The 26,014-nt window shown below is 36.7% G+C and carries 25 protein-coding genes; 12 read left to right on the forward strand and 13 right to left on the reverse strand.

Annotated elements, in window-relative coordinates; genetic code table 11:
- Position 1: 1 nt before the first annotated feature.
- Genes MLOOGBEN_RS15220 through MLOOGBEN_RS15235 form a run of 4 tightly spaced genes read right to left on the reverse strand, consistent with a single transcriptional unit; the run spans position 2 to position 4,650 of the window.
- On the reverse strand, positions 2-1,489 hold the full coding sequence (locus MLOOGBEN_RS15220; RefSeq protein ID WP_179159118.1) for a Na+/H+ antiporter subunit D: 1,488 nt from the start codon (positions 1,487-1,489) through the stop codon (positions 2-4).
- Positions 1,482-1,823, reverse strand: a complete 342-nt coding sequence (locus MLOOGBEN_RS15225) for a Na(+)/H(+) antiporter subunit C (RefSeq protein ID WP_179159119.1) — start codon at positions 1,821-1,823, stop codon at positions 1,482-1,484. The genes MLOOGBEN_RS15220 and MLOOGBEN_RS15225 overlap by 8 nt, the downstream gene beginning before the upstream one ends.
- On the reverse strand, positions 1,823-2,248 hold the full coding sequence (locus tag MLOOGBEN_RS15230) for a Na(+)/H(+) antiporter subunit B (RefSeq protein WP_179159120.1): 426 nt from the start codon (positions 2,246-2,248) through the stop codon (positions 1,823-1,825). The genes MLOOGBEN_RS15225 and MLOOGBEN_RS15230 overlap by 1 nt, the downstream gene beginning before the upstream one ends.
- Positions 2,245-4,650, reverse strand: a complete 2,406-nt coding sequence (locus MLOOGBEN_RS15235) for a Na+/H+ antiporter subunit A (protein WP_179159121.1) — start codon at positions 4,648-4,650, stop codon at positions 2,245-2,247. Before MLOOGBEN_RS15235 ends, MLOOGBEN_RS15230 begins: the two co-directional genes overlap by 4 nt.
- Before the next feature lie 341 nt (positions 4,651-4,991).
- On the opposite strand from MLOOGBEN_RS15235, the gene MLOOGBEN_RS15240 reads away from it, so the two are divergent.
- Positions 4,992-5,093, forward strand: a complete 102-nt coding sequence (locus MLOOGBEN_RS15240) for a YjcZ family sporulation protein (protein WP_179159122.1) — start codon at positions 4,992-4,994, stop codon at positions 5,091-5,093.
- A 123-nt stretch (positions 5,094-5,216) separates the two neighbouring features.
- Entirely contained in the window at positions 5,217-5,693 is a 477-nt protein-coding gene (locus tag MLOOGBEN_RS15245) for a hypothetical protein (RefSeq protein WP_179159123.1), read from the forward strand.
- Positions 5,694-5,732: 39 nt separating this feature from the next.
- Here the strand turns inward: MLOOGBEN_RS15245 and MLOOGBEN_RS15250 are convergent, their stop codons facing one another.
- Both MLOOGBEN_RS15250 and ltaS read right to left on the reverse strand, forming a co-directional pair.
- The gene (locus MLOOGBEN_RS15250; protein ID WP_179159124.1) at positions 5,733-6,263 is read right to left on the reverse strand and encodes an HD domain-containing protein; all 531 of its coding nucleotides are present in this window, start codon (positions 6,261-6,263) and stop codon (positions 5,733-5,735) included.
- Between the two features lie 403 nt (positions 6,264-6,666).
- Complete coding sequence (ltaS, locus tag MLOOGBEN_RS15255) at positions 6,667-8,739, reverse strand: lipoteichoic acid synthase (RefSeq protein ID WP_179159125.1); 2,073 nt, start codon at positions 8,737-8,739, stop codon at positions 6,667-6,669.
- Between the two features lie 460 nt (positions 8,740-9,199).
- Between ltaS and MLOOGBEN_RS15260 the strand changes: the two genes are divergently transcribed.
- Positions 9,200-9,379: an H-type small acid-soluble spore protein gene (locus tag MLOOGBEN_RS15260; protein WP_095249662.1), complete on the forward strand. Its 180-nt coding sequence runs from the start codon at positions 9,200-9,202 to the stop codon at positions 9,377-9,379.
- Between the two features lie 58 nt (positions 9,380-9,437).
- On the opposite strand, the gene MLOOGBEN_RS15265 is transcribed toward MLOOGBEN_RS15260, so the two are convergent.
- A complete protein-coding gene (locus MLOOGBEN_RS15265; RefSeq protein WP_179159126.1) occupies positions 9,438-9,590 on the reverse strand; it encodes a hypothetical protein in 153 nt (50 codons plus the stop codon).
- A 44-nt stretch (positions 9,591-9,634) separates the two neighbouring features.
- Positions 9,635-10,786, reverse strand: a complete 1,152-nt coding sequence (locus tag MLOOGBEN_RS15270; RefSeq protein WP_179159127.1) for an acyl-CoA dehydrogenase family protein — start codon at positions 10,784-10,786, stop codon at positions 9,635-9,637.
- Positions 10,787-11,053: 267 nt separating this feature from the next.
- Here MLOOGBEN_RS15270 and MLOOGBEN_RS15275 point away from each other — a divergent pair, with 267 nt between their 5' ends.
- Together MLOOGBEN_RS15275 and MLOOGBEN_RS15280 are read left to right on the forward strand one after the other, a co-directional pair.
- On the forward strand, positions 11,054-12,553 hold the full coding sequence (locus MLOOGBEN_RS15275) for a nitrate/nitrite transporter (protein ID WP_179159128.1): 1,500 nt from the start codon (positions 11,054-11,056) through the stop codon (positions 12,551-12,553).
- Between the two features lie 205 nt (positions 12,554-12,758).
- Positions 12,759-14,060 (forward strand): MFS transporter, encoded by a 1,302-nt coding sequence (locus tag MLOOGBEN_RS15280; protein WP_179159129.1) that lies wholly within the window; start codon positions 12,759-12,761, stop codon positions 14,058-14,060.
- Positions 14,061-14,562: 502 nt separating this feature from the next.
- Here MLOOGBEN_RS15280 and fdhF read toward each other — a convergent pair.
- Together fdhF and MLOOGBEN_RS15295 are read right to left on the reverse strand one after the other, a co-directional pair.
- Entirely contained in the window at positions 14,563-16,644 is a 2,082-nt protein-coding gene (gene fdhF / locus MLOOGBEN_RS15285) for a formate dehydrogenase subunit alpha (protein WP_256989116.1), read from the reverse strand.
- A 126-nt stretch (positions 16,645-16,770) separates the two neighbouring features.
- On the reverse strand, positions 16,771-19,314 hold the full coding sequence (locus tag MLOOGBEN_RS15295; RefSeq protein ID WP_179159132.1) for a PAS domain S-box protein: 2,544 nt from the start codon (positions 19,312-19,314) through the stop codon (positions 16,771-16,773).
- 305 nt (positions 19,315-19,619) lie between these two features.
- On the opposite strand from MLOOGBEN_RS15295, the gene yhfH (MLOOGBEN_RS15300) reads away from it, so the two are divergent.
- The 4 genes from yhfH (MLOOGBEN_RS15300) to MLOOGBEN_RS15315 all read left to right on the forward strand — a co-directional run bounded on the left by yhfH (MLOOGBEN_RS15300) (position 19,620) and on the right by MLOOGBEN_RS15315 (position 20,522).
- Complete coding sequence (gene yhfH, locus MLOOGBEN_RS15300; protein WP_179159133.1) at positions 19,620-19,754, forward strand: protein YhfH; 135 nt, start codon at positions 19,620-19,622, stop codon at positions 19,752-19,754.
- 84 nt (positions 19,755-19,838) lie between these two features.
- Positions 19,839-19,973: a protein YhfH gene (gene yhfH / locus MLOOGBEN_RS15305; protein ID WP_133367049.1), complete on the forward strand. Its 135-nt coding sequence runs from the start codon at positions 19,839-19,841 to the stop codon at positions 19,971-19,973.
- A gap of 107 nt (positions 19,974-20,080) precedes the next feature.
- Positions 20,081-20,251, forward strand: a complete 171-nt coding sequence (locus MLOOGBEN_RS15310; RefSeq protein WP_179159134.1) for a hypothetical protein — start codon at positions 20,081-20,083, stop codon at positions 20,249-20,251.
- A 19-nt stretch (positions 20,252-20,270) separates the two neighbouring features.
- Positions 20,271-20,522: a transcriptional regulator SplA domain-containing protein gene (locus MLOOGBEN_RS15315; protein ID WP_179159288.1), complete on the forward strand. Its 252-nt coding sequence runs from the start codon at positions 20,271-20,273 to the stop codon at positions 20,520-20,522.
- A 42-nt stretch (positions 20,523-20,564) separates the two neighbouring features.
- On the opposite strand, the gene MLOOGBEN_RS15320 is transcribed toward MLOOGBEN_RS15315, so the two are convergent.
- Complete coding sequence (locus MLOOGBEN_RS15320) at positions 20,565-20,750, reverse strand: cold-inducible protein YdjO-related protein (protein ID WP_179159289.1); 186 nt, start codon at positions 20,748-20,750, stop codon at positions 20,565-20,567.
- Positions 20,751-20,850: 100 nt separating this feature from the next.
- Here MLOOGBEN_RS15320 and MLOOGBEN_RS15325 point away from each other — a divergent pair, with 100 nt between their 5' ends.
- The gene (locus MLOOGBEN_RS15325) at positions 20,851-20,997 is read left to right on the forward strand and encodes a hypothetical protein (RefSeq protein ID WP_179159135.1); all 147 of its coding nucleotides are present in this window, start codon (positions 20,851-20,853) and stop codon (positions 20,995-20,997) included.
- Positions 20,998-21,009: 12 nt separating this feature from the next.
- On the opposite strand, the gene MLOOGBEN_RS15330 is transcribed toward MLOOGBEN_RS15325, so the two are convergent.
- Complete coding sequence (locus MLOOGBEN_RS15330) at positions 21,010-22,938, reverse strand: endonuclease MutS2 (RefSeq protein WP_179159136.1); 1,929 nt, start codon at positions 22,936-22,938, stop codon at positions 21,010-21,012.
- Positions 22,939-23,374: 436 nt separating this feature from the next.
- Here MLOOGBEN_RS15330 and MLOOGBEN_RS15335 point away from each other — a divergent pair, with 436 nt between their 5' ends.
- On the forward strand, positions 23,375-23,974 hold the full coding sequence (locus tag MLOOGBEN_RS15335; protein WP_179159137.1) for an SCO family protein: 600 nt from the start codon (positions 23,375-23,377) through the stop codon (positions 23,972-23,974).
- A gap of 52 nt (positions 23,975-24,026) precedes the next feature.
- Here MLOOGBEN_RS15335 and MLOOGBEN_RS29285 read toward each other — a convergent pair whose 3' ends face one another.
- Positions 24,027-24,161 (reverse strand): hypothetical protein, encoded by a 135-nt coding sequence (locus MLOOGBEN_RS29285; RefSeq protein ID WP_256989117.1) that lies wholly within the window; start codon positions 24,159-24,161, stop codon positions 24,027-24,029.
- 216 nt (positions 24,162-24,377) lie between these two features.
- Between MLOOGBEN_RS29285 and MLOOGBEN_RS15340 the strand changes: the two genes are divergently transcribed.
- Entirely contained in the window at positions 24,378-26,003 is a 1,626-nt protein-coding gene (locus MLOOGBEN_RS15340; protein ID WP_179159138.1) for an ABC-F family ATP-binding cassette domain-containing protein, read from the forward strand.
- Positions 26,004-26,014 lie beyond the last annotated feature (11 nt).

The raw sequence follows: 26,014 nt of genomic DNA on the forward strand, positions 1-26,014 counted from the left end.
TTCACTCCTTTAAGACAGCATTGATATAGATATTAGGATCTAATAAGGTATCTGCTGCCTGCGTAATATACGGCAATATGGATTCAGAACCAATTCCGTATAGAGCTGAAATCACTACTAAAATAACAGGAGCAATAAGCAATTGTTTTACAGGTGCTTTTTCCTCTCCGCGGTATGTGCGGTCCTTTCCCCAAAAACCGTTAATAAAGATTTTCATAACCGAAAAAAGAACGAGTAAACTGGACATCAGTGTAATGAAGCCGCCAATAAAGCTCCCCCCCTCAAACCCTCCTTGCACAATAAGGAGCTTTCCAACAAATCCACTCAACGGCGGAATTCCTGCGAGAGCCAGAGCAGCAATAAAGAAAGTCCAGCCAAGACCTGGGTAACGGGTAATTAGCCCGCTGAAATTTCTTAAATTACTAGTTCCCGTAATGGAAATGACAACTCCTACTAACAGGAATAAGGCTGCTTTTATAAGCATATCGTGAATCAAATAGTAAACAGCACCTGTGATGGAAGCCGTGTTCAAGACGGAAATCCCGTATAAGATAACACCTACCGCAACAATGATATTATAAATAATGATGTTCTTGATATCCCAGTAAGCAATTGCACCAATAACACCAAACACAATTGACAGAATCGCTAGAATGGAGAGAAGAGCAAAAGTGTCTATATCATGATAAAAGAAAAGCGTATACGTTCTTGTAATCGAATAGACTCCTACTTTTGTCAATAAAGCACCGAAAAGAGCTAATACAGGGGCAGGCGGCGCATAATAGGATCCCGGCATCCAAAAGTAGAGTGGGAAAATGGCTCCTTTTAAACCAAAAACGATTAAAAACAAGACAGCAATAACCGTTAAGATCCCTGGCATCCCATTTACACTAATTTCATTTATTCTAGCAGAAATATGCGCCATATTTAACGTCCCGACTACAGAATATAAATAGGCAACCGCAATAACAAATAACGCTGATGAAATGACATTGACAAGTAAATATTTAATGGATTCTCTTAGCTGAATCTTTGTTCCTCCAAGTACTAACAAAACATATGAAGACATAAGCATAACCTCAAAAAACACAAATAGGTTAAAGATATCTCCTGTTGTAAACGCCCCGTTTACTCCTACTAATAAAAAGTTAAAAACAGCATAGAAGTAATATTTTTCACGTTCTTCTCCTATCGATTTAAAGGAGTAAATGAAACATACAAACGAAATAATACTTGTTGTGAGTACTAAGAGTGCTGAAAACATGTCAGATACTAAAGTTATCCCAAATGGAGCGTCCCAGCTGCTGACATTGAGGGATTGGATTCCATCTATCCGTACCTTTTGTACAATTAACCAAGCTGCAATAATTGTACCTATTGAAGAAATCGTTCCAACAACTCGCTGAGCGGTGATTCTTTTATTCAGAAAAATTAATATTACCCCAGTAAATAAGGGGATTAATATAGGTAAAATGATTAAGTTAGTCATCTTTCTCTGTTCCCCTCATTTCTTCTACATTATCTGTTCCCAGCTCTTGATAGGATCGATAAGCCAATACTAAGAAAAATGCTGTCACACCAAAGCTGATAACAATTGCTGTTAAAATTAACGCCTGAGGCAATGGATCTGTATAGCTCTCCTCATTCCCCCCTAGAATTGGTGCAGCTCCTCGTTTGAGTCCACCCATGGTTAGAATAAGGAGATGAGCACCATGGCTTAATAGACCAGTACCAACAATAATGCGTAATAGACTTTTTGAAAGCATTAAATAGGTGGCGGTCATAAATAGAATACCAATTACAAATGCCATTAATATTTCCATTATTCATCCTCCCCTATCGTTTGAATAATGGTCATCGTAACTCCCACAACAACAAAGTAAACTCCTAAATCAAAAAGTGTTGCTGTATGAAGTGATAATTCACCAAGAATCGGTAATTGAACATCTCCAAATGCATGAGTTAAAAACGGGACATCAAATAGGAGAGAACCTGCACTTGTACTAATTGCAAATAGCAGCCCAATCGCTGTGAGAATCCGGTAGTTTACTGGCAATAACTCCTCAACTGTTTTAATATCATAGGTAATTAAAAGAAGTACAATCGCACCGGCTGTCATTAAACCTCCTATAAACCCTCCACCGGGATAATAATGGCCTGCAGTGAAAATATAGACTGAGTACAGGACAATAAAGAAAAGAAGAACTTTTATGGCTGTTTCAAGTATAATATTGTTTGTTTTTCTCAACCTTCTTTCCTCCTGTTCAATCTTAATTTGATCATGCCAAAGATTCCTAATGAAGCAATCGCCAATACTGTGATTTCAAAAAGAGTATCAAAGCCGCGAAAATCAACGAGAATTACGTTTACCATGTTTTTGCCGGCAGCCTCTGTATACGTATTCTCCACATAATATTTTGATATAGAGTCAAATAGCTTACTGCTATGAGCGGAAAGTGCGATTAAGGTTACAATGGCACCAACTCCAACTGAGATGAGAGCATTAATTAGTCTAAATCTCATCCTTGTCTCAAACTTCCTTAATTTCGGTAAATGATAGAAGCAAACCAAGAATAATGCTACAGAAATTGTTTCGATAACAAGTTGAGTTAAAGCTAAATCAGGAGCTCTAAATAGAACATAAAATAGAGAAACAGTATAACCAACAGCACCAAGCAGAATGATAGAAGTCATTCTTGATTTAGCAAATAGAATACAAATCGACCCCAAAACAACAAGAATGGCTAGGGCGACTTCGTATACTCCTATCGAAGATACATTGCTTGTACTAAACGTAAAGGCATTCTTTCCTATAAGGGTGGATGCAAGAATTATTATGAAGAATGCAAATATATATACAAGATACGACCTAATTGAACCATTCATATAAGTATTTGTCAGTTTATAGGAGACTGATTGTAATCCTTCTAATACAAAGTCATAGAATCGATTAAGAGCAAGCTTCTCTGGAATACCTTTATAGACTTTTTTCCATCTAGAATGTGTTTTATATAGAACTAATCCTAAAATAATTACACCAAGTGTCATAAACAATTCAATTGTAGGACCATGCCAGAAGGAAATATGAACCTTAAATTCTTCCCCCGCTTCTAGAAGACTTGGAAGAATCGAGGACATTGCTGGTGAGATTAGACTATCAGATAATAAATTTGGGAAAAAACCGAAAATAATCACTAGTGAAACTAATATTATCGGTGAAATCAGCAATCCAATAGGCGCTTCATGCGGTTTTTTATCAAATTTTTCCGAATGATATTTACCTGTAAAGGTTTGAAAAACAAGAATCATGCTATATATAAAGGTAAAGATGCTGGCAATCCAAGCCAGCACTGGGAATAATATCCCCCAGGTTTCGAGGTTAAATATATCCATTTCGGTTACATGAACCATTGCTGTAAAGAACATCTCTTTACTTAAGAAACCATTAAAGGGAGGAAGTCCTGCCATTGAGAATGCACCAATAATAGATATTGTAAACGTGATTGGCATAAAGTGCATTAAACCGCCCAATTTACGTATATCCCTCGTACCTGTTTCATGATCGACGATTCCAGCTGCCATGAACAAGCTTCCTTTAAAGGTTGCATGGTTGATTAAGTGGAAAATAGCCGCTGTTACAGCTACCGTAAAGATGTTTTCATCCAAAAAATCATAATGATGGGCCGCTGCTCCAACACCAAGCAATGACATGATAAGTCCTAATTGGCTGACTGTAGAAAAGGCTAATATCGCCTTTAAATCGGTTTGCTTCACGGCAAATACAGAACCCCATATCATGGTCAGTATTCCGACACCTGAAACAAGCCAGAACCATAGAATATGTTCTCCAAACACAGGTGTAAAACGTGCTACCAAATATATTCCTGCCTTGACCATCGTCGCCGAGTGTAGATAAGCACTAACTGGCGTAGGAGCTTCCATAGCATCAGGAAGCCAAATATAGAATGGAAATTGTGCAGATTTTGTAAAAGCACCAAGTAAAATACAAAGTAATGCAGGCACAAATAATGAGTGGTTAAAAATTTCATTTGCTTGAGACATAATTTCGGTGAAGCTAAAGGTTCCAGTCATAATGTAAAGAAGGATGATTCCCCCTAGCATGGCAAGTCCGCCAAATACTGTAATAAGCATTGATTTTTGTGCACCATAGCGGGATTTATCTCGTTCGTACCAGTAACCAATTAATAAAAAAGATGAAAAGCTAGTTAACTCCCAAAATGCATACATCACAATTAAATTATCCGATAAGACAACTCCCAGCATGGCAGCCATGAAGAGAAGTAAATATACATAAAAGTGATTGAGCTTTTCTTTATTCTTTGCTAGGTAATAGATGGAATATAGAACAACCAATGCCCCAATCCCTGTTATAAGCAGGGAAAATAAAAGACCAAGTCCGTCGACTTTTGCTGTAAAATTAATTCCTAAAGACGGAATCCAGTTAATCATTTTAATAAATGATGTCCCACTCATTGTTTCCGGCAGAAAAGTGAGAAAATAGCCGAACAATAAAATCGGTAAAGGTAACACAAACCACCCAGTATGTATTTGACGAAATGTTCTGTAAAATAGTGGGATAAAAATTGATAGGATTAATGGTGCTACAATCGCCAAGTGTAGAAAAGACAAAACAAAACCTCCTTATTTCTGAGATACCAACCCTTTTGGTTATTAGCTAAATTATCGGTATCCATATTAACTCTTCACTATCATTCCACCTCTCGATTCATTTCATTATTTTTACTTTCAATTTTTGGAAATACAAAAGGAGCCTGTCACCAAGGGACATAGTTATCCCTTTGTGACAGGCTCCTCCAAAAATCGTTTTTATTTATTTACATAATGTTAACATGACTTTAGTGCCCATTCAATGGTTTTTTATTAAAAAATAATACAACCATGAACTTCGTCCAAGCTTTCTAACCCGTTAAATCATAAATTGAAGTGATAACGGTGGAGGTGAAGATGGAATGGGTCAACAAGGTGGTAGCAACAATGCATTTACATTAATTGTTGTTTTGTTTATACTTTTAATAATTGTCGGGTCTGCTTTCATTGGCGGCGGATTTTAAAAATGCAGCTTCTATAAAAAATGCTTCAGTGTTTAGGCGCTGAAGCATTTTTTAAATAAATTGTTGTATCTTCAGTTAAACTATCTGTATGATAGTTACATTACGATAATATTGGAGGCATCAATGCTTACTTTTAACGAAAAATTAGCCATAATCGAGTCATTCCCAGAACTTGAGCGAAAAGACGTTTCACTTAAACGTGTTAATTTCCAGCTGCCAAATAGTGCATCTGATAAAAAAAATGTGGTCTATCATCTACACCCAAATGGAAACGGATTTGTTTATGCAGGAAACCTACATACCTATCAAACCGATGATAAAGGAATGGTTAATATCCGTGACTTTTCTGCAGATGAATTAAAAAAATTAATTCAGGAATCCATTGAATCCTTATTACCCGTTGAAAAATCACTTGCTGAAGAAGCCATTATTGGTAATCAGGTTGAAGAACGTTGGGTGAACGAGGAAAAAAATCATCTGATCTTAATTAACGAGAACGATACCTGGAATATTTACTATGGATTAAATCTTGAAGAAAGCTTTGATACCTATGGTGAAGCGGAAGAGTTTTTAACTGAGGAAGGCTTCCACAAAGTTTAGTGAAAATTTATTCAAGCTGTGCACAAAGCACAGCTTTTTTTAATCCAACTCTGTTATTTTTCTTAGTTCTGTATCTATCCAGTCATCTAAACGGATAATGCTTTGCTTTGCCCGGTCGTAATCGATACTTCGATAATGATGCATTCCACCCTCTTCTTCGTCTTTCTCATCGGCCAATTTCACAATTTGCTGAAGAGGTGTACGAACAATATCGTTTGATGGTAAAAATGAATCGGTATGAAACAGTATTGCTAAAGCGATATCTTTTGCCTTTACTGGATTTTCGCCAAGACGGATTAATAATTTGTGAGCTCTCTCCGCCCCTTTAATTGGATGAATGTCATTTTGTTTATATAAATCATAATCCCATTTCCCATTTTTATACCAGGTGTAATGCCCCATATCATGTAAAAGCCCGGCTTTTGCCGCAATATCAACATCCAATTGATGTTCTTTGCCTAAATGAAAGGCGTGATAGGCCACTGCAATTGCATGTGCAATGCCAGATCGATTCAAGTATTTTTGTGCAATATGATGTTCAAATATGTTAATTAACCTTACATCTCTCATATCAATCTCCTCCACACCATGCATCATGCAATTTTTTTACTATTGATTATATTATAAACATCATTCTACAGCTACATATTTATTCATTTTAATTTATAAAATACTGTGTTATATCAGGCTGTTGATTTGTGCTCCACTAAGGAATGCTTCTTTGAATAATCACCGCAGTGACAGGCGGTCTCTGCCTGTCACGAGGCGCTTCGCTTTCCGCAGGCGGTTCGGGAAGCCTCCTCGGCGCTAAAGCGCCTGCGGGGTCTCCCCTGTCCCGTCCTCCTGCAGGAGTCTCGCGCCTTCCGCACAAATCAACAGGGTTATTAAATCAATAGTTTAATTTAACACAGCCTAATAAAAATAGGAGCTCTCATTGTTAATGAAAGCTCCATTTTACTTTTTTATTCACTTGTTATTCATTTGCAGATTCCGTTTCATTTATACCTTCTGTTTCAGTTTCAGTTTGAGTTTCACCAGTACCTTCTGTACCATCCGTACTTTCAGTTTCATTGGTAGCTTCGGTGCCTTTTACTGCGTTACTTTCAATTACTCCTTTTTTCACTTTCGGAGCTAAATATTCAAAATCATTAGGATCTATTGGTGTATATCCAGCTGGCTGGTAGAAACGTAAAAGGTCTTTATAAACGATTTCATCTGACATTTGAAGCTCTGTGGCGGCTTTATCAGCAATTTCCTTGCATGCCTCAGTACCTTCGAGTATTTCCCCTGTTACGTTACTGTAGCATTTCCCTTTTACTTGAACGATTTCAGGTGAGACGAAATCACCATTTCTAAATAAGGCCCAATTACGGTGATCCTTTGATAATAAATCAGATCCAAGTTCCAAGTAGTCTTTTGTATCAATACCTAATAAGTGAAGAATGGTTGAACGCACATCAGCCTGACCACCATATTGCTGCTGAATCCCTCCATTCACTCCAGGAACATGAATAAGTAGAGGAACACGCTGCAAGCCGGTATTTAGGGTTGGCGTAATTTCCTCAACACCAAGGACCTTCGCCATTGCCTCATTGTGATTTTCAGAAATACCGTAATGGTCCCCGTACATTACAATGACTGTATTATCGTATAAACCTGAAGCTTTTAGATCATTAAAGAACTGTTCAATCGCCTCATCCATATAGTGTGCTGCTTGAAAATATTGATCGACCACTTTATCCCCTGTATCTCCAGCAGGAAACTCAGTATCCTCTGGGTCCATTTCAAAAGGAAAATGGTTAGAAAGTGTTAAAAATTTTGTATAGAACGGCTGCGGTAAGCTCTTTAGTAAAGGCATTGATTCTGTAAAGAATGGCTTATCCTTTAAACCGTAATTCTTAGTATTTTCTTCAGTCATATTGTAGTATTCGGCATCAAAAAATTGATCATATCCTAAAGCTTTGTACATAACGTTTCGGTTCCAGAACGTTTTATAGTTCCCATGAAACGAAGCGGAATAATAGCCATTACCTTTTAGAATGGCTGGCATTGCATGGTAGGTGTTTTGTGCTTTATTGACGAAAACTGCACCTTGAGCCATTGGGTATAATCCATTTTCCATCAGGAATTCTGCGTCAGACGTCTTGCCTTGACCAGTTTGATGAAAAAAGTTTTCAAAATAAAATGCTTCATTCCCATGAACTAAGGAATTTAAGAACGGTGTTACTTCCTGGCCATCTGGCATTTTATAATCGATGGCAAAGCTTTGAAGTGATTCCATTGCAATATAGATTACATTCATTCCTTTAGCTTTACCGAAGTACTCAGGATTTGGTGCTGCAAAATTAGCTTTCCGATAATTCTCTACATCCGTTATATCACTGCTGTCAGCAAGTGCCCGTTGGCCGGAAGATTTGATATTTTGAATAACATCGTAAATGGTAAAGTTATAGGCACCTAAATATTTTACCAAGTAATTTCTATCAAACGAACGGCTTAATAGCTGCGGACGATCTTTTTCTGCCAGCCCAAGATTAAACAAAAATACAGTGACCGCAAACAAGAGAACTACTTTAAATGACTTTCGATTTTCAACAGTAACCTTCTTAAATAAAGTAAAAGACAATGCAATCAAAATAAAAAAGTCTAAGAAGTATAAGAAATCAAATGGAGACATTAATGAAAGAGCACTATCTCCGAGTTGACCTGCATTTGTTTTGGTCGACATTAAAACTGGAACCGTAATAAAATCGCTAAAGAATCTGTAATAGGCAATATTGGCGTACAATAAGAACGACAAAATAAAATTTGTGATAATAATGACTAATTTCATGCGCTTTTTGAAAAGTAAAGCTAAACCAAAGAAAAATAGCGCTGAACTTAGCGGATTAATAAACAAGAGGAATTTTTGTAGGTTATTATCGATTCCAAGGGTAAATTCAACTTGATATGCTGCATATGTTTTTAGCCAAAATAAAACAACGGCAATTGCAAAGAAAGCAATGGATCCATTATTTTTTATTTCAGGCAGTCTAATCTTTTTCATTTTTAATTCTCCTCTCACTTACCAATAACTTTGGTAAACGAACCTCAATTACTATATCACATATCCATCAAAATAAAAACAAATCCACTTCCATTAATAACCAATTTCTTTAGTCAATTTTCACTATATTTTGCTAGTAATCTAACACTCTAGAAGCTTGGTTAAATTCCTCGGATAATTTCGAAATTAAAATAACTGGCAGTCCAAGGTGATTTAAACTTCTTTTATATAGGACGAAAGGAAACCCATTAAGTTTCAAATATTTTAGGTATCTTTTTCTAAGTAATCATAAACCGGAAATTTAGAGCATGCAATATGATTTTAGTCTTATCTTTTACAGAATATAAAACAAGCTATCCTTTTAGAACTATTAATAATAGAAGAAAGCGATTACAAAATTAACGAATGAAAACCCTCATGAAGGTAAAAATAAAACGACAATATTATTAGGAGTGAAAATATGAATGTAAACCGTGTTAAACAAATTCTATCGTCTTCTGCAGATATTGAAGTTAAATATAATGGAACTTCTGTCTGGATTGACCAATTAAACGAGGATGGAAGAACAGCTACTGTACACCTAAGAGGTCCTCTTGAAGAAAGAACGATTGTTGAAATAGGGGAACTTGTTGAAGACTAAAAAATACCTCCACCTTTCGAATAAAGGTGGAGGAGTTTTTATTTGTGAAGTTTAACGCCTATATCATATCTTCGTTTTCCTTATCTATATCTCTAGGCTGAGGTGTAATTTGTTGGTCGAAGCCTTTTTTAAGTACATCCTTTGTATTTGTTCCTACATCAATTGCGGTATCTGATTTAGGAAGCTTGCTTAATTCTTTTCCTCTTGGCATTTTCTTCACCCCTTACTAGTTAAAGTGTTCAAGGTGAGTAAAAATTAATCAAATTGTTTGATGGCATGATTTGCTAATATTTGGATGGTCATATCATCCATTGGCGGATTGTGAAGCCCCGCTCGTACATCACGATAGTATCGCTGCAAAGGATTTTTTAATGATAGGCTTCTTGCTCCTACTAATCTCATTGCTAAATCCACTATAGCAATGGCATTATTTGTAACATTTAATTTAGCTGCTCCCAGGATTGGCCCCATTTCCCCCCTGCCCTGCTCGTCAAATTCATCCCATTGCTTTGCGACAGAATGTAAGAAATACTCTGACTCCATCAACTTCAATTCCATTTCCCCAATTTTTTGCCGTACGTTCGGTAAGTCAATGATGGTACCTTCAACACTATTAGGAGAATAATCTATTGCAAATTCTATCGCATATTTTTTTGCCGCTTTCGCTATCCCAAGATAACAAGCCGGTATATGAAGAAGCCAGCCATTTGGTTTCTTACCCTCATTTCCTAGTTGCTCTACAAAGAACTCCTTAGGTACGGATACATTCTGAAGAACTAAATCATGACTTCCCGTTCCTCTTAATGCAATACTATCCCAGGTTTCTTCAATAATTAGTCCTTTTGAAGATCTAGGGATAAGGAAGTTTCCTACTAGATTTGTATTTTTTATCGTTGCACTTACAATAAAATAATCTAATACGGGGGCCATGGTAGTAAAGGTTTTCCTTCCGCTTATTATCCAATTATCCCCCTCTTTATAGGCTGAAGTATCAGGTTTTCCCCCACGTGTCGGGCTTCCTGTTTTTGGCTCTGTTGCAGCACTATTGATTAAAGAACCATTTTTTACGTCTTCACAGATTTTTTTAAAAATGTTTTCATTCCAAGAATTTTTTTCTGAGAGGTTTTTGATAATACCCATATGCCAGCCGATTGATAGCGCTGTTGCACCATCCCCTTCAGCAATTTTTTCTTGAAAACGAATCATGTCATATAAAGAAATTCCTCTACCCCCATATTTCTTTGGAACGGTTAATGAAGTATAACCGCTATCTTTTAATTCTTGAATATTCTCGAATGGAAAACTTCCCTCAATATCTACTTGATGAGCTCTTGAAAAGAATCGCACTGAAAGTTCTTTCATCAACACATATTGCTGATCAAATGTTTCTATCTGTTGAAAATTCATAAACTTCCTCCACCCTATCATCATCTTTTTTTTGATTGATTTTATATTAAATTAATATGATAATACACGAATGAGGAGATATTTTCCATTTTCCCTAAAAACCTTACTATACTCGTAAATTTTGTGCTATACCTCACAGTTATATCTAGAAAATTGTTCTATAATACACTAAGGAAAATTTACCAATAAGTGTATTTGTACAAAAATTTCGATTGTATAGATTTTTAATGGAAATACTACACATATTGGAAATGAAGGGGGATTGGAATGTCTCAAGGTGCAAAACAATTATATCTTCAAACTACAAGCCTTGTTGCCGGTTTTATGGTCTGGGTGCTTATTTCATCACTAATGCCATACATTCAAGCAGATATTAAGCTATCATCAACGCAAATATCCTTGGCCACTGCGGTACCTGTAATCCTTGGGTCTTTACTTAGAGTTCCAATTGGATATTGGACAAATCGATTTGGTGCTAGAACAATATTCACAATTAGTTTTATTGTTTTATTGGTGCCGATTGGGATTTTAAGTATTGCTGACTCGTTATTCATGTTAATATTGGGTGGATTAATGCTCGGTATTGGCGGAGCGGTTTTCTCTATCGGTGTTACTTCCCTGCCTAAATATTACCCAAAAGAAAAACATGGCTTTATTAATGGAATTTATGGTGCGGGGAATATTGGTACAGCACTTACATCGTTTGCTTCACCCGTTCTAGCAAATGCATTTGGATGGAGAACGACGATACAAATATTCCTTGTTGTTGTCTTGATCTTTGCTGTCTTGAATTTTCTTTTCGGTGATAAAAATGAGAAAAAGGTTAACAACTCCTTAACTAATCAAATAAAAGAAGTTTATAAAAATGAAAAGCTTTGGTTTTTAAGTTTATTCTATTTCATTACGTTCGGATCATTTGTTGCCTTCACAATCTATTTGCCTTCTTTTTTAGTCAATCATTTTGATTTAGATAAAGTAGATGCCGGCTTGCGTACAGCTGGTTTTATCGCATTGGCTACTGTTTTCCGGCCAATTGGCGGTTGGCTTGGAGATAAATTAAATCCATTTTTTATTTTAATGGGTGTTTTTACTGGACTTACTTTCGCCGGTTTTCTATTGGCTTTTACTCCATCTCTTCCGATTTATTCATTTGGCTGTTTATTCGTTGCTATTTGTGCAGGACTCGGAAATGGTACCATTTTCAAATTAGTACCTTTATATTTTTCGAAACAGGCAGGAATCGTAAATGGTATTGTCTCGGCGATGGGTGGGCTTGGAGGCTTTTTTCCGCCCATCATTTTGACTATTCTCTTTAATTGGACTGGACACTATGCAATAGGCTTCATGTCGCTATCAGAATTTTCATTAGCCGCTTCAATATTAGTCGTCTGGCTCTACTATCGTGAAAAGCAGGATATTTCTGCCCAAATTGTCAATCATGCTACAGATGGAATAACGGTAACCGATAAAAATGGAACTATTCAAAGTGTTAATCCCGCTTTTACAAAGATTACAGGTTATAGCATGGATGAAGTGATTGGAAAAACACCAAGTGTCCTTCAATCTGGAGAACATGATAATGCCTTTTATAAAAAGATGTGGGATAGTTTGATAAATGCAGGCTACTGGGAAGGGTTCATATGGAACAAACGAAAAAACCAAGAAATCTATCGAGAATGGTTAACGATAACTGCCATTCGCGATGACAGTGGCGAAACTAAAAATTATGTTGCCATGTTCCATGAAGTGGATGATCAAAAGAAATAAGACCTTCTTCGTAGGGTCTTTTTTTTTCGTTAAGAGCCTCCCCGAACAAAATATTACAACTTTTTGTCTTTTACCCCGAGTTCACAGTTCCTTCACTATTTTTGTGACGTACGTCACAAAAATCATGTTACCATCTGATTTATAGTGAAAACACAAACAACTTCCACGTAGAAAAAAATGAATGTGGATTTAGGGAGAGATATAAATGGCACGAATTAATTATTGGAATCCTGAGGATGAAAAGTTTTGGAAAGCAGAAGGAAAAAAACACGCACAACGAAATCTATGGATTTCCGTTCCTTCTTTAATGCTTGCGTTTATTGTTTGGCAGATTTGGTCTGTGGTTGCAATAAGACTAAATGATATTGGCTTCAATTTTACAGATGAACAATTATTCACTTTAGCAGCGGTCCCAGGACTTGTTGGAGCAACTCTTCGATTTGTATATACTTTTGCAGTCGGTTCAATTGGCGGCAAAAACTGGACTGTCATATCAACAGCCGTCTTAGCCATTCCCGCTCTAGGTATTGGCTTCGCAGTACAAAATCCTGACACTCCATTTTCAATTATGTTATTGTTAGCAGCACTTTGTGGTCTTGGTGGAGGTAACTTTTCTTCCTCATCAGCAAATATTAGCTTTTTCTTCCCAAAAAAAGAAAAAGGTACAGCTCTAGGAATTAACGGCGGTTTAGGAAACATGGGTGTTTCAGTTGTGCAATTTGTTACACCTTTAATCGTGACAACTGGTGCTTTCGCATTTGCTGGTAAAGGTCAAGTATTAGCAAATGGCCAACAAATATGGTTACAAAATGCAGCATTCATTTGGGTAATTCCGATTGTGATCATGACATTACTTGCTTACTTTAAAATGGATAATGTACCAGGTGCAAAACAATCTGTTGCAGATCAATTTGTTATTGTAAAACGTAAACACACTTGGATTATGACAGCACTTTATATCGCAACATTTGGTTCTTTCATTGGATATTCAGCGGCATTCCCGCTTCTATTAAAATCACAGTTCCCTGAATATATTTCACTTGCCTTCCTTGGTGCATTAGTTGCAGCTGCAGCAAGACCTGTTGGCGGCTGGCTGGCTGATAAATTCGGTGGAGCTAGAGTAACAGCTTATGTATTTGTGATTATGGCCATTGGTGCATTAGGAGTTATTTATTTCTTAACTCTTAATCAGTTTGCTGGTTTCTTAGGTTCATTCCTTGTTTTATTCCTTGCTTCAGGTATTGGCTCTGGGTCAACTTTCCAAATGATCCCAACCATGTTTATTCCAAAAGAAGCAGCGCCAGTAATTGGGTTTTCAGCAGCATTTGCTGCTTATGGTTCCTTCCTAATTCCTAAGCTTTTTGGATGGTCCGTTGATACAACTGGTTCTTACGTAACAGCATTCTATGTCTTCATTGGCTTTTACGTTATTGCTTTTGCACTGAACTATTTCTACTATCAAAGAAAAACAACAACTGTTAAACAAATGGTCAAACAAGCCGGGTAATCCCCGGCTTGTTTTTGCTTATTTTTAAATATTAGGCTGTGTTAAACTAGGCTGTTGATTTGTGCTCCACTAAGGAATGCTTCTTCGAATAATCACCGCAGGGACAGGCGATCTCTGCCTGTCACGAGGCGCTTCGCCTTCCGCAGGCGGTTCGGGAAGCCTGTCTAGCTGCAGCGCCTAGCCCCTCGAGTCGCTTCGGTCCCAACGTTGAAGTCAAAGAACGACTTCATCGTCAGGCACTCCAGCGCTTGTCGGGGCTGTACAAGGCGCTTCCGCTTTTCCTACTCCTCGGCGCTGATGCGCCTGCGGGGTCTCCCCTGTCCCGCCCTCCTGCAGGACATTGATTTACAACCTCGAATCTGCCCACGCACGAAGAAAATGCGATAGCATTTTCGAGGAGTCTCGCGCCTTCCGCACAAATCAACAGAGTTCTAAAATCAACAGTTACCTTTAACACAGACAGATAACAAAAAGCACGGAATCTAAAATTCCGTGCCTTCCTTTATATCCGAGATATCGCTACTGCACATGCTTTATATTCTGCTGTTCCTGATATCGGGTCGTATTCGTTTAGGGTTAAAACATTTGTTGGTGTTTCGCTCCAGTGGAAGCTCATGAAGACAAGTCCTGGAACAACCATTTCTGTAATTTTTGCTTTAACCGTTAACTCTCCTCTTCGGGAACGGACTTGAACGAATTCACCGTCAGTAATCCCCAAAGATTGTGCATCATCGGGATGGATATCCACCGTTTCTTCCGTTTGCTTTACCTTGACACCTGGAGCATAGTAACGTGTTTGCGAATGTGTGTTATACGACTCATAACGTCTGCCTGTAGTTAATGTAAACGGAAACTCATGATCGGGAAGTTCCAATGGCTCTGTGAAATCTACTGGTACGAATGGTGATTTTTTCACAACAGCCTCCTGATTATGAAATCTCTCATGCATGATAAACGTGCCAGGATGATCCTCCGTCGGGCATGGATAATGGATGCTATATTCTTTTTCGAGTCTTTCGTAAGAAATACCACCATACATTTCCCAAGCGAGTCTTCTCACTTCATTCCAGATTTCTTCACTGCTTGAATAGTTCATTGGATAACCCATTATTGTCGCTAGTTCACAGAGGATTACCCAATCTTCTTTTACATTAATAGCTGGTTCTACCGCTTTTCGAACTCTTTGTATCCTTCGGTCTGTATTGGTATAGGTTCCGTCAACCTCTCCCCATGAAGAAGCCGGCAGGACCACATCTGCCATTTTTGCACTTTCTGTTAGGAATATATCCTGCACAATTAACAAATCTAGCTTTTCCATTAGCTTTTTTGTATGGTTCATATGAACATCAGCAAGCAATGGGTTCTCTCCTATGATATAAAGTGCCTTTAATTCACCATTTTCGAGGCGGTCAAAGGTTCTTGTTTGTGTGTCACCCACATGAGGATTTAGCGTAACATTCCATTCTTTCTCATAACGTGCTCGGTATTCATCATGGACTAAACTCATCGCTCCTGCCAGTTGGTTTGGCAGGCACCCCATATCGCCTGCACCTTGGACGTTGTTTTGCCCGCGTAATGGCATAATGCCTGTTCCCTCTTTACCGATATTACCTGTCAATAAAGCAAGATTTGCTATATCAAAGACATTATTAACACCACAATGGTGCTCTGTGATTCCTAGGGTATAAGCTATCATTGAACCACTTGAACTAGCATATTCCCTTGCTGTAGTTACAATATCCTCAGCATTCAAACCTGTAATGGAAGCTGCATATTCAGGCGTGTACATTTCTACGTGCTTTGCTAATGACTCAAAATCAATCGTAAATTGCTGAATAAACTCTTCATTGTATAGATTTTCCTTTATAATAACCCGAAGGAAGGCATTAATCAGAGCGATATCTGTGCCGACCTTGATTTGCAAATGACGGTGAGCAAATTTAACCATGTCAATCTTTCTTGGATCAATGACGATTACTTTAAGTCCGTTTTTAATAGCTTTCTTTATTCGGTTTGCAATAATCGGATGTGCTTCTGTGGTATTTGATCCCATTAGCAGCAATACTTCTGCTCTGTCAAAATCCTCTAACGTATTCGTTGGGAAACCGCTTCCAAAAACAGTTGCCAGACCGGCAACACTTGGTGCGTGTCAAGTTCGGTTACATCCATCTATATTATTACTGCCAATCACTGTCCTCATAAATTTTTGTGTAACATAATTAGATTCATTGGTTGTTCTAGCACAGGCAAACATAGAGATTGCATTGGGTCCCCAAGTATCTCTAATCGAGGATAATTTATCTGCAATAAATTTGTATGCTTCATCCCATGTTGTTTCTACTAATTGCCCCGCTTTTCGAATAAGAGGATTGATTAATCTATTGTTCGAATGAACGTATTCATAAGCAAAGGCACCTTTCACACAGGTTTGACCTTTATTAACCGGTGCATCTTTATCACCGCGTATTTTCATTATTCGATTATCTTTGACTTCTAACACTAAGCCGCAGCCTGTACCGCAATAACCGCAAATCGTTTTAACAAAATTTGCTTCCCCCACATTTTCCCCTCCCAATTCAATCATTTGTACTTATATAAACATATTAATCTATTTATCCTAAAAGTAGCTTTGTTTTTTAAAAAAATAATTGTCTATTTTTCGAAAAGTTTCGAGTAACAAAAAAACGGAAGAGGGTATCTTCCGTTTTCATCATGCTGGCTTTGCGGGTAAAAGGATATTGAAAGTTGTTCCTTTATTCGGCTCGCTCTCAACAAAAACTTTTCCCTTGTGATTTTCAATAATTTTGAAGCTGACCATTAATCCAAGTCCGTTTCCATTTTTCTTTGTTGTATAGAATGGTTCACCGAGTTGTTTTAATTTTTCTTTTGGTATCCCAACTCCAGTGTCCTGTATAGAAATTTGGACATTGTTATCATGAATCATCGTTTTTACGTGCAGTTCTCCGCCATTTGGCATTGCTTCTATTCCATTTTTAATAAAGTTCAAAAACACCTGCTTTAAGCGGTTTTCGTCACAATCAATTTGGATAATTGCATGCGGACAATCAAACGTAAGTTTAACATGCTTCTTTCTTGCTTCAAATTCTAAAAGCGATACCACATTTTTTATCACTGGAACCACGTTCTTTTCTTCTAATTCCACCATTTTGGGTTTAGCCAAAACCATGAAGTCCTCCACAATGGTATTGACACGTTCAATTTCATCTAAAATAATATTCATAAATTCCAAGCGCTCAGGATCCTGCTCATCTAATGTTAGAAATTCCGCATATCCCTTCATAGATGTAAGCGGATTTCGAATTTCATGTGCTACACCCGCAGCTAATTGACCAACGGCTGCAAGCTTATCCTGTCGATGGATTACCTCTTCTGTTTTCTTACGCTCTGTAATATCATTGCGAATCGCCACATATTGATACGGCTTCCCATTCTCATTTAAGAAAGGGACAATCGTTGTATCTACCCAATAGTAGGTGCCGTCTTTTGCTTTATTTCTTATTTCACCTTTCCAAACCTTTCCTTCGCCAATCGTTTTCCATAAATCCTTAAAGAATAATTTTGGATGATGCCCTGAGTTTAAGATAGCATGGTCTTTTCCAAGAATCTCTTCCCGACTATATTTTGAAATCTCACAGAACTTATCATTTACACTTGTAATAATTCCTTTCGCATCTGTAAAGGCAACAATTGTCGATTGGTCGAGTGCAAAACGAATGTCTGTATTATCCTTAATTGATTCCTTTAAATGCTCTTCAGCTCTTTTCCGATCGGAAATGTCGGTACGTATGGCAACATATTGATATGGCTTTCCTTTGTCATTTAAAAATGGAACAATTGTCGTGTCAACCCAATATTGTGTACCATCTTTTGCTCTGTTACATATTTCGCCCTTCCATACTACTCCTTGACCAATGGTTCTCCAGAGATCTTTGAAGAATTCTTTTTCATGGAAGCCAGAATTTAATATCCTGTGATCCTCACCAAGTAATTCCTCCCGGCTATATTTCGATATTTCACAGAATTTATCGTTTACACTTGTAATCTTTCCCTTTTCATCTGTAATGGCAATGATAGACGATTGATCAAGCGCGAATGTAATATCCTGAGTTTCCTTTATCGATTCTAAAAGAGCCTGCTCCGCATTCTTTCGATTGGTTATATCAGAACGAATGGCAATATATTGAATTGGCTTCCCCTTTTTATCTAAGAAAGGGACAATCGTCGTATCTACCCAATAATAGGAGCCATCCTTTGCCTTATTTCTAATCTCACCTCTCCATGTCTTCCCCTCTTGAATAGTCCTCCACAAATCCTGAAAAAACTCTTTAGGGTGATATCCTGAATTTAACATACGATGGTTCTTTCCAATAATTTCTTCCTTTTTATACTTTGAGATTTCCTCAAACTTATCATTCACATAAACAATCGTACCTGTAGGATCTGTAATGGCTACAATTGTCGAAGCATCTAAAGCAGCTTTGATATCATTTAGATTCGTATCTGTTTCAGCTAGCTGCTTACTAATTAAGGTACTAGAGGCAATTAACCCGCTTATGATTAAAACTGTTACAAATAATACCAAATAGATTAAAAAGGTCTCTTCATTAATGATTTCATCCATTGGATTATTGGTTGAAATAATCGTGGAGGCCCTTTTTAAAAGAAAATGCCCTTCTACAATCGCACTTGAAATAATGAGGGCACTAATTGGTTTTAACCATGTCTGACTTCCTTTTGAGTAGGTTTTAGAAGTAAAAAGAATCCATAAAGAAAATAAAAAAGACCCAAATATTAATAGTCCCGAAACTACAAAAATTGGAACATTATATTCAATCGTCAGATTCATCGCATAAATACTTATTATATGAATGGCAAAAACAGCTATTGTTAAAAATAAACTTCCAAAAAGCAAATGTGTGGAACGAATTTTCTTGCCAAATAAAGGTATAAAGGCCATCCCAGTAAAAGCAATCCCTATTAGAATGGATAAAATTGTCAAGGGTATTTGGTAACTAGAAAAACGAGTTATATCAGCAGCAATTAAACCGACAAAATTCATGACCCATATTCCCACTCCCATCGATACAGAGCCGCCAAGATATAAAAGTCTTTTATTATTCTTTGAATTTTTTATTAACGTAAACATATCTAAACTTGTATATGAAGCCATGATGGTTAACCCTATGGCAATAACTATTAAAAATGGATGAAATTCGCTAGAAACTGTGTCCATTTACGGCATTCCCCCTTTGAGCTATTCTCTTTCTACTCTGATTGTAATGGAAACAAATACGGGAGGGAAGTGTTTTTGTTCACAAAATTGTCGAATTTACATTATATTAACCAAATAATTTATTTACAACATACATAGCTGGACAAAACTTACACAGAATATTGATACAGGATAAATGAATCATTTTTCAAAAAAATTAAATTATTTATCAAAAAGGACTACACAAATTTAATTTTTTTGATTATACTGTACTACAACAGGTTGATAATAAATAAACTGTATTAAAAAAGGAGGAGATTTTTAATATGTTAGTGAATCCAGTTGAATTTTTCCGCACTTTGCCAAAAAAGGAATGTCCAGAATGCGGGCAGCACATGGAAGAACAAGCAGAAAGCTACTTAATGGAATGTGATCGCTGTTTATCAAAAAGAGAAGAATAGAGGAAACACAAATTTTTTTGAATAAGCTGTACTACAACAAAATAAAGGTTAATAAACTGTAATGAAAAAGGGGAGGTATTTATCATGTTAATTAGTCCAGTTGAATTTTTCCGCACTCTGCCAAAAAAGGAATGTCCAGAATGTGGGCAGCACATGGAGGAACAAGCAGAAAGCTACTTAATGGAGTGCGACCGCTGTTTAGCTAATAAAAACGAATAGAATATAATGCGCATGCTCCCCAGAGAATGGGGAGTTTTTTTGTATTCAAAATAAGGAAGGAATAAACACATTTCAGTTAGCAAAAGCTTAGTAAAGGAGGTGTTTGTGTGGCAAAAGAAACTACTTCATCCAAAAAGAAGCAAACATCGATTCAAGGGGGAATCTATCCTTCTCAAAAATATGTTCCAGGTGATTCTGTAGACGAACATAAGGATATTGAGGATGCAACGATCATGTTGGCTGGTGATGAAATTCGTCAACAAAATGAAAATCTGTAAAAGAGGAAGGTAAATGGATATGGATATTGTTGATATTGCGAGTGCTAAGCCAGGAGACGAAGTGTTTGTAATCTATCGTAATCCACATGTACCAACTGTTGCTAATATACGAGCTGCTGAAATAGTCACCCATCCCAAGGATCCAAATGCACTTGCCTTATTCCTAAACGAAACCTTTCATGTGATTGAAGACGATGACGCTCTTTTCCCTACCTCTGAATCTGCTCAAAGAGCATACGAGGGACATTTCTTTGATTTTGGCGAAGAATAAAAGACTGTCTTTTATTGACAGTCTTTTTGAATACTTTCTTCATTATATTTTCGGAAGCTCTCTTATTTCTGTAGCCATTTCATTTCCACACATTGGACAAAGCAAATCGTCTGTCACAAATTCCTTTCTCATCCAGCCAATACAGGCATTGTCCATGCAAGAATAGATTTCGGTTTCAAGCATAATTACTTCAATTTCTTCATCCTTAGCCCTTTTACCATAAAAAATGGGAACCGCCTCCTTTTTTTATAGTATGTACCAAAAATGTCCTTTTCATTGCTCAAAAACAATCTTTTACCCTAAACAATATAAGGAAGGAATAATTTAAATGAAAACTAACGGAAAAAAAGTAACTGTGGTCGGAACGGATATCGAAGAGGTAAAAAGATTAAATAGCCAGTCAGGCTTAAGTTATAACCAAGTGAAACAGCTGCTCGCTGAAAAATACTCAAATAATAGGCAGCCTTCCAAATAGGAAGGCTGTTTTCTATATATCCGTATAATCAATGATTATTTCATCATCATGCTTTTTTGAAAGTATTTTACTTTTCTTCCTATTCTCTTTTGATTGAAAGATAATATCAAAATCATAATCATCCGGATAAAGTTCTTTAGCTGCGATATAAAGCTTTATTCTTTTGTGGTTTACGGATAATTTTTCACCTTTCACCTGGACCACATAATTTCCTCGTTGATCAGGACCGCTATACACAATCCCGAGCTCATTAGTTGGTGAAATATTTACATTGTCCCCTTGAATGAATTCAGGAATCTTCTCCTCCGGTATAACGGTCCTTTTTCTATTTTTGTATTTATTTACAATTACCTGTTTTTCTAATTCCTTCTGTTTCCAGATATCAGTTTCCATCTTGGCATAATTTTTGATTTCTTTATATGTTACTTGATGTGCTCTCTCAATAATTTTCGGATGAATCCCGAGTTTTAAAGCAATCGCAAATGCCTGACTTTCCCCTCCTCTTCCTATATTAAGACGGTACGTCGGACTAAGAGTCTCGATATCAAATTCCATTGATCCATTAATAAATCCTGGATGTCCTTCAGCAAACTCTTTTATTTCACTATAGTGGGTCGTAGCTAAAAGCATCGCTCCTTTATTAAACAACTGCTCTAAAATCGCAGTCGCAAGACCCATACCTTCCCCTGGATCGGTTCCGGATCCAAGTTCATCGAGAAGTACTAAAGTCTGGTCATTTGTATCCTTAAGGATTTCAATAATATTTACTATCCGCGAGCTAAACGTACTTAAATTTTCTGTAATATTTTGACCATCACCAATATCCACTAGGATACGCTGAAAGATACTAAGATTACTTTCTTCTGAAGCAGAGATATGAAGACCGCACTGTACCATGAGAGTCAACAAACCTACAGTTTTAATACTTACTGTTTTTCCACCAGTATTTGGACCAGTTATCACGAGTGCACTTTGGCCATCTTTCATTTCTAATGATAACGGAACGGCTTTATCACCGAGGAGAGGGTGCCTTGCCTGAATTAACTTTAGTTCCTGCTCATCGTTAACCCTAACCTTGACACCATTAATAGACCGGCTATATTTCGCCTTCGCAAACAAAAAGTCATAATGGACCATCGTTTCGATAGCTAATTTAATTTGCTGCTCTTTCACTTCTACTAATCCCGTTAAATAAGACAAAACCTTTTGGACTTCGACATCTTCATCTGCAAACAGCCACGTTAATTGTTCTTGATATAGAGCAATTTCTTCAGGTTCAATAAATAATGTTGAACCTGAAGCAGAGGTATCTAAAACAGCCCCTTTAATTTTATTTCGGTATTCCTTCTTAATAGGAATTACATATCTTCCATCTCTTTGGCTGACAACATTCTCTTGTAGATATGTTTTATATTTGTTGGATCGAATCAACTGCATCGTTTTTTCTTTAAGGCGCTCTTCATGAATGGCAATCTGTTTTCTAATTTTTAATAACTCTTTTGATGCATAATCATCTACCCTTCCATTTCGAATACAGCGAATAATTTCACCCGCAAGCTCCGGCAATTCCTCAATCACTTCCACATATGAGGTTACTCTTGGTGCATAATATTCTTTATCCTTCATGAACCTGCGCATTTTTCCACAACAATCTAAGAAATCATAAAGCTTGGATAATTGGTCGGGACGCAGTGCAGTACCTTTGTTTAATTTAGATAGTATTTGTTCCATACCTCCCAAACCATGGACAGGTACACTCGAGCTTTTCTTGAGTATTTCGACTCCCTCCGAAACTTCATCCAGCCATGCTTCAATTTGTTTCAAATGTGTAGAAGGTACAAGGTGATAGATTTTTTCTTTTCCTTCATTTGTTAAAGCAAATTCGGCTATTTTCTCTTTTATTTCCTGTACTTGCAAAACCTTAAATGTATGTGTATTCAATGTTTTTCCCTCCAAAATAAAATAAAAATAGCCGCAATGAACAATGTCATTGCGGCTACGCTAAATAAAACGAGTATTTTCTCGTTTTTGTATACAAATTTTATCCACAAAAAACTGTCTACTTAGAATGTACACAGCAGCATGGAGAAAACTGTATGCTTGGTATGCCCATTGTTCTTAACTTCATTCCAAAACGCACTCAAATAGGCCTATATTCATTCAGTAAATTGAACAAGGCAAAAATGGAATGATAAATATCCAATTGATGGATTAGTTAAGAACGACACCTAACATACAACATACTCCCTTATTTTGAAAATATTAATTCTTTATAAGAATATAATAATCCATTAAAATTGTCAAAATGATTTGTTCACGAAATATCCACATCTTTTTACAAAAAACTTCTTTATCTTTAAGATAGGAGGGAGAAGTCATGAAAAAAATCTATCTAATATGTAGTTTAGCAGTGTTTCTATTGATTACAGCTGGAATCTCTTTTTTTCTTATTCGGGATGCAAGTTCCAAAGTACCTGCTAATATTAGCTTAATTAATCAGAATGGTGAATCTTATAGTTTTGGTGACGATAAAAAACTTAAACTTGTCGAATTTATTTACACTAATTGTCCAGATATTTGCCCCACCACTACACAAAAGATGGTGCAATTACAGGGTGATTTAGAAAAAAGCAATGTCTTCGGTAAAGAAATTGAATTTCTTACCATTACTATCGATCCTTACCGGGACACACCTGAAGTGATACAACAATACATGAATGCTTTTGAAATTCCAAATTCCGATAATTGGATTTTCCTCACTGGCGATCAAGAAAATATCAAAGCTGACCAAAAAAAGATTAGAGAAGTGGCAGAATCACTCCAGTTTCAATATAAAGACCCTGGTAACGGTCAATTTGTTCATACATCGTTTACCTATTTAATCGATGAAAATAATAAATTCATTTCTAAGTTCCCAATGGGAGAAGATTTTGATAAACAAGAAGTCTATAAAGAGATTATGGATGAAATTGAATAAGAGCATAAAAAAAGCGGTTAGTCCCTTGGATTAATCGCTTTTTAATACCTATTTAATTCACGGATGAAGGAAACTTTTTTATTTGCTGTAGAGATAATAGGTAGTTGGACTTTGGTTTGGTTAAGCTTGCTTTTATTCCGGCCTGTTTTAACTTGTTAACGAGTTCAGTAAGTTGCTTTTTCGACATACTTCTCACCTACTTTATTCCTTCAGTACTTCATTACAATAATTCTACAACAAAAATATGAATAAAGTGTGAAAACGACGAAAAAAAATTAGAAAAATTTTCTGCAATATATTTAAATTTCTTCTAATAAATCCTCTCATTCAACAAAGAATTCGCTCTTCATCCAATTTAATGGTATAATTAGTAGATATTTTGCTGTTGGAGGATAATTATAAAATGATAACTGTAAGTAACGTTAGTTTAAGATATGGTGACCGTAAGTTATTTGAAGATGTAAACATTAAATTTACGCCTGGAAATTGCTATGGTTTAATTGGTGCAAATGGCGCTGGAAAGTCAACATTTTTAAAAATCCTTTCCGGAGAAATCGAATCTCAAACCGGAACAATTCAACTTGGTCCAAACGAACGAATGGCTGTATTAAAACAGAACCACTTTGAATACGAGGAACAAGAAGTATTAAAGACTGTAATTATGGGTCACGCAAGACTTTACCAAGTAATGCAAGAAAAAGACGCTATCTATATGAAGGAAAACTTCACAGATGAAGATGGAATGAAAGCAGCCGAGCTTGAAGGTGAATTTGCAGAACTAAATGGCTGGGAAGCAGAGCCAGAAGCAGCGATTCTTTTAAAAGGACTTGGAATCGGTGAAGACTTACATTATAAAAAAATGGCTGAAGTAACAGGTTCTGAAAAGGTAAAGGTTCTTTTAGCGCAGGCACTTTTTGGCAGACCTGACGTACTTCTTCTGGATGAGCCGACGAACCACTTAGATATTAAAGCCATTCAATGGTTAGAAGAGTTCTTGATAAACTTTGAAAATACAGTCATTGTCGTATCCCATGACCGTCATTTCTTAAATAAAGTTTGTACTCATATCGCTGATTTAGACTTCGGTAAAATTCAAGTTTATGTAGGTAACTATGATTTCTGGTATGAGTCTAGTCAATTGGCTACAAGATTGACTTCTGATGCCAACAAAAAGAAGGAAGAGAAAATTAAAGAGCTACAGGCTTTTATTGCTCGATTTAGTGCGAATGCTTCTAAGTCAAAGCAGGCAACTTCTCGTAAGAAGTTATTAGATAAAATTACGCTAGACGACATTCGACCATCCTCCCGCCGCTATCCGTTCGTAGGGTTTACTCCGGAACGAGAAATTGGTAATGATTTATTAATGGTTGAAGGATTAACAAAAACAATTGACGGCGTAAAAGTACTAAATAACGTAAGCTTTTTTATGAACAAAGGTGATAAAATTGCTCTTGTTGGACCGAACGAAGTTGCGAAAACAACTCTTTTCAAAATATTAATGGGTGAAATGGAAGCTGACAGTGGAACCTTTAAATGGGGTATTACCACTTCTCAAGCCTATTTCCCTAAGGATAACTCCGAGTTTTTTGAAAACAGCGAATTGAATCTGGTTGATTGGCTTCGTCAGTTCTCTCCAAAAGATGAAAGCGAAAGCTTCTTAAGAGGATTTTTAGGCAGAATGCTATTTTCTGGAGAAGAAGTGCTTAAGAAAGCAAGCGTCCTTTCTGGAGGAGAAAAAGTTCGTTGCATGCTCTCTAAGATGATGTTAAATGGAGCAAATGTTTTACTTCTTGATGAGCCAACAAACCATCTTGATTTGGAATCCATTACCGCATTAAACAATGGTTTGATAAACTTTAAAGGGTCTCTTCTCTTTTCTTCACATGACCACCAGTTTATCCAAACGATTGCAAACCGGATTTTTGAATTAACTCCAAATGGATTAGTTGATAAGCAAATGACATACGATGAGTATCTTGAAAATAGTGATGTTCAAAAACAAGTGGCAGAGATGTATAGCAATAATTAATAAGTAAAAGC

This window comes from Bacillus sp. EB106-08-02-XG196 (assembly GCF_013396335.1).
GTDB lineage: Bacteria > Bacillota > Bacilli > Bacillales > Cytobacillaceae > Neobacillus.

What these genes read in the sequence shown, in the direction of transcription:
- MLOOGBEN_RS15220 (WP_179159118.1), bottom strand. Translation starts at nt 1,489, where the DNA reads ATGACTAACTTAATCATTTTACCTATATTAATCCCCTTATTTACTGGG.
- MLOOGBEN_RS15225 (WP_179159119.1), bottom strand. Translation starts at nt 1,823, where the DNA reads ATGGAAATATTAATGGCATTTGTAATTGGTATTCTATTTATGACCGCC.
- MLOOGBEN_RS15240 (WP_179159122.1), top strand. Translation starts at nt 4,992, where the DNA reads ATGGGTCAACAAGGTGGTAGCAACAATGCATTTACATTAATTGTTGTT.
- MLOOGBEN_RS15245 (WP_179159123.1), top strand. Translation starts at nt 5,217, where the DNA reads ATGCTTACTTTTAACGAAAAATTAGCCATAATCGAGTCATTCCCAGAA.
- MLOOGBEN_RS15250 (WP_179159124.1), bottom strand. Translation starts at nt 6,263, where the DNA reads ATGAGAGATGTAAGGTTAATTAACATATTTGAACATCATATTGCACAA.
- ltaS (WP_179159125.1), bottom strand. Translation starts at nt 8,739, where the DNA reads ATGAAAAAGATTAGACTGCCTGAAATAAAAAATAATGGATCCATTGCT.
- MLOOGBEN_RS15260 (WP_095249662.1), top strand. Translation starts at nt 9,200, where the DNA reads ATGAATGTAAACCGTGTTAAACAAATTCTATCGTCTTCTGCAGATATT.
- MLOOGBEN_RS15265 (WP_179159126.1), bottom strand. Translation starts at nt 9,590, where the DNA reads ATGCCAAGAGGAAAAGAATTAAGCAAGCTTCCTAAATCAGATACCGCA.
- MLOOGBEN_RS15270 (WP_179159127.1), bottom strand. Translation starts at nt 10,786, where the DNA reads ATGAATTTTCAACAGATAGAAACATTTGATCAGCAATATGTGTTGATG.
- MLOOGBEN_RS15275 (WP_179159128.1), top strand. Translation starts at nt 11,054, where the DNA reads ATGTCTCAAGGTGCAAAACAATTATATCTTCAAACTACAAGCCTTGTT.
- MLOOGBEN_RS15280 (WP_179159129.1), top strand. Translation starts at nt 12,759, where the DNA reads ATGGCACGAATTAATTATTGGAATCCTGAGGATGAAAAGTTTTGGAAA.
- MLOOGBEN_RS15295 (WP_179159132.1), bottom strand. Translation starts at nt 19,314, where the DNA reads ATGGACACAGTTTCTAGCGAATTTCATCCATTTTTAATAGTTATTGCC.
- yhfH (WP_179159133.1), top strand. Translation starts at nt 19,620, where the DNA reads ATGTTAGTGAATCCAGTTGAATTTTTCCGCACTTTGCCAAAAAAGGAA.
- yhfH (WP_133367049.1), top strand. Translation starts at nt 19,839, where the DNA reads ATGTTAATTAGTCCAGTTGAATTTTTCCGCACTCTGCCAAAAAAGGAA.
- MLOOGBEN_RS15315 (WP_179159288.1), top strand. Translation starts at nt 20,271, where the DNA reads ATGGATATTGTTGATATTGCGAGTGCTAAGCCAGGAGACGAAGTGTTT.
- MLOOGBEN_RS15325 (WP_179159135.1), top strand. Translation starts at nt 20,851, where the DNA reads ATGAAAACTAACGGAAAAAAAGTAACTGTGGTCGGAACGGATATCGAA.
- MLOOGBEN_RS15335 (WP_179159137.1), top strand. Translation starts at nt 23,375, where the DNA reads ATGAAAAAAATCTATCTAATATGTAGTTTAGCAGTGTTTCTATTGATT.
- MLOOGBEN_RS29285 (WP_256989117.1), bottom strand. Translation starts at nt 24,161, where the DNA reads ATGTCGAAAAAGCAACTTACTGAACTCGTTAACAAGTTAAAACAGGCC.
- MLOOGBEN_RS15340 (WP_179159138.1), top strand. Translation starts at nt 24,378, where the DNA reads ATGATAACTGTAAGTAACGTTAGTTTAAGATATGGTGACCGTAAGTTA.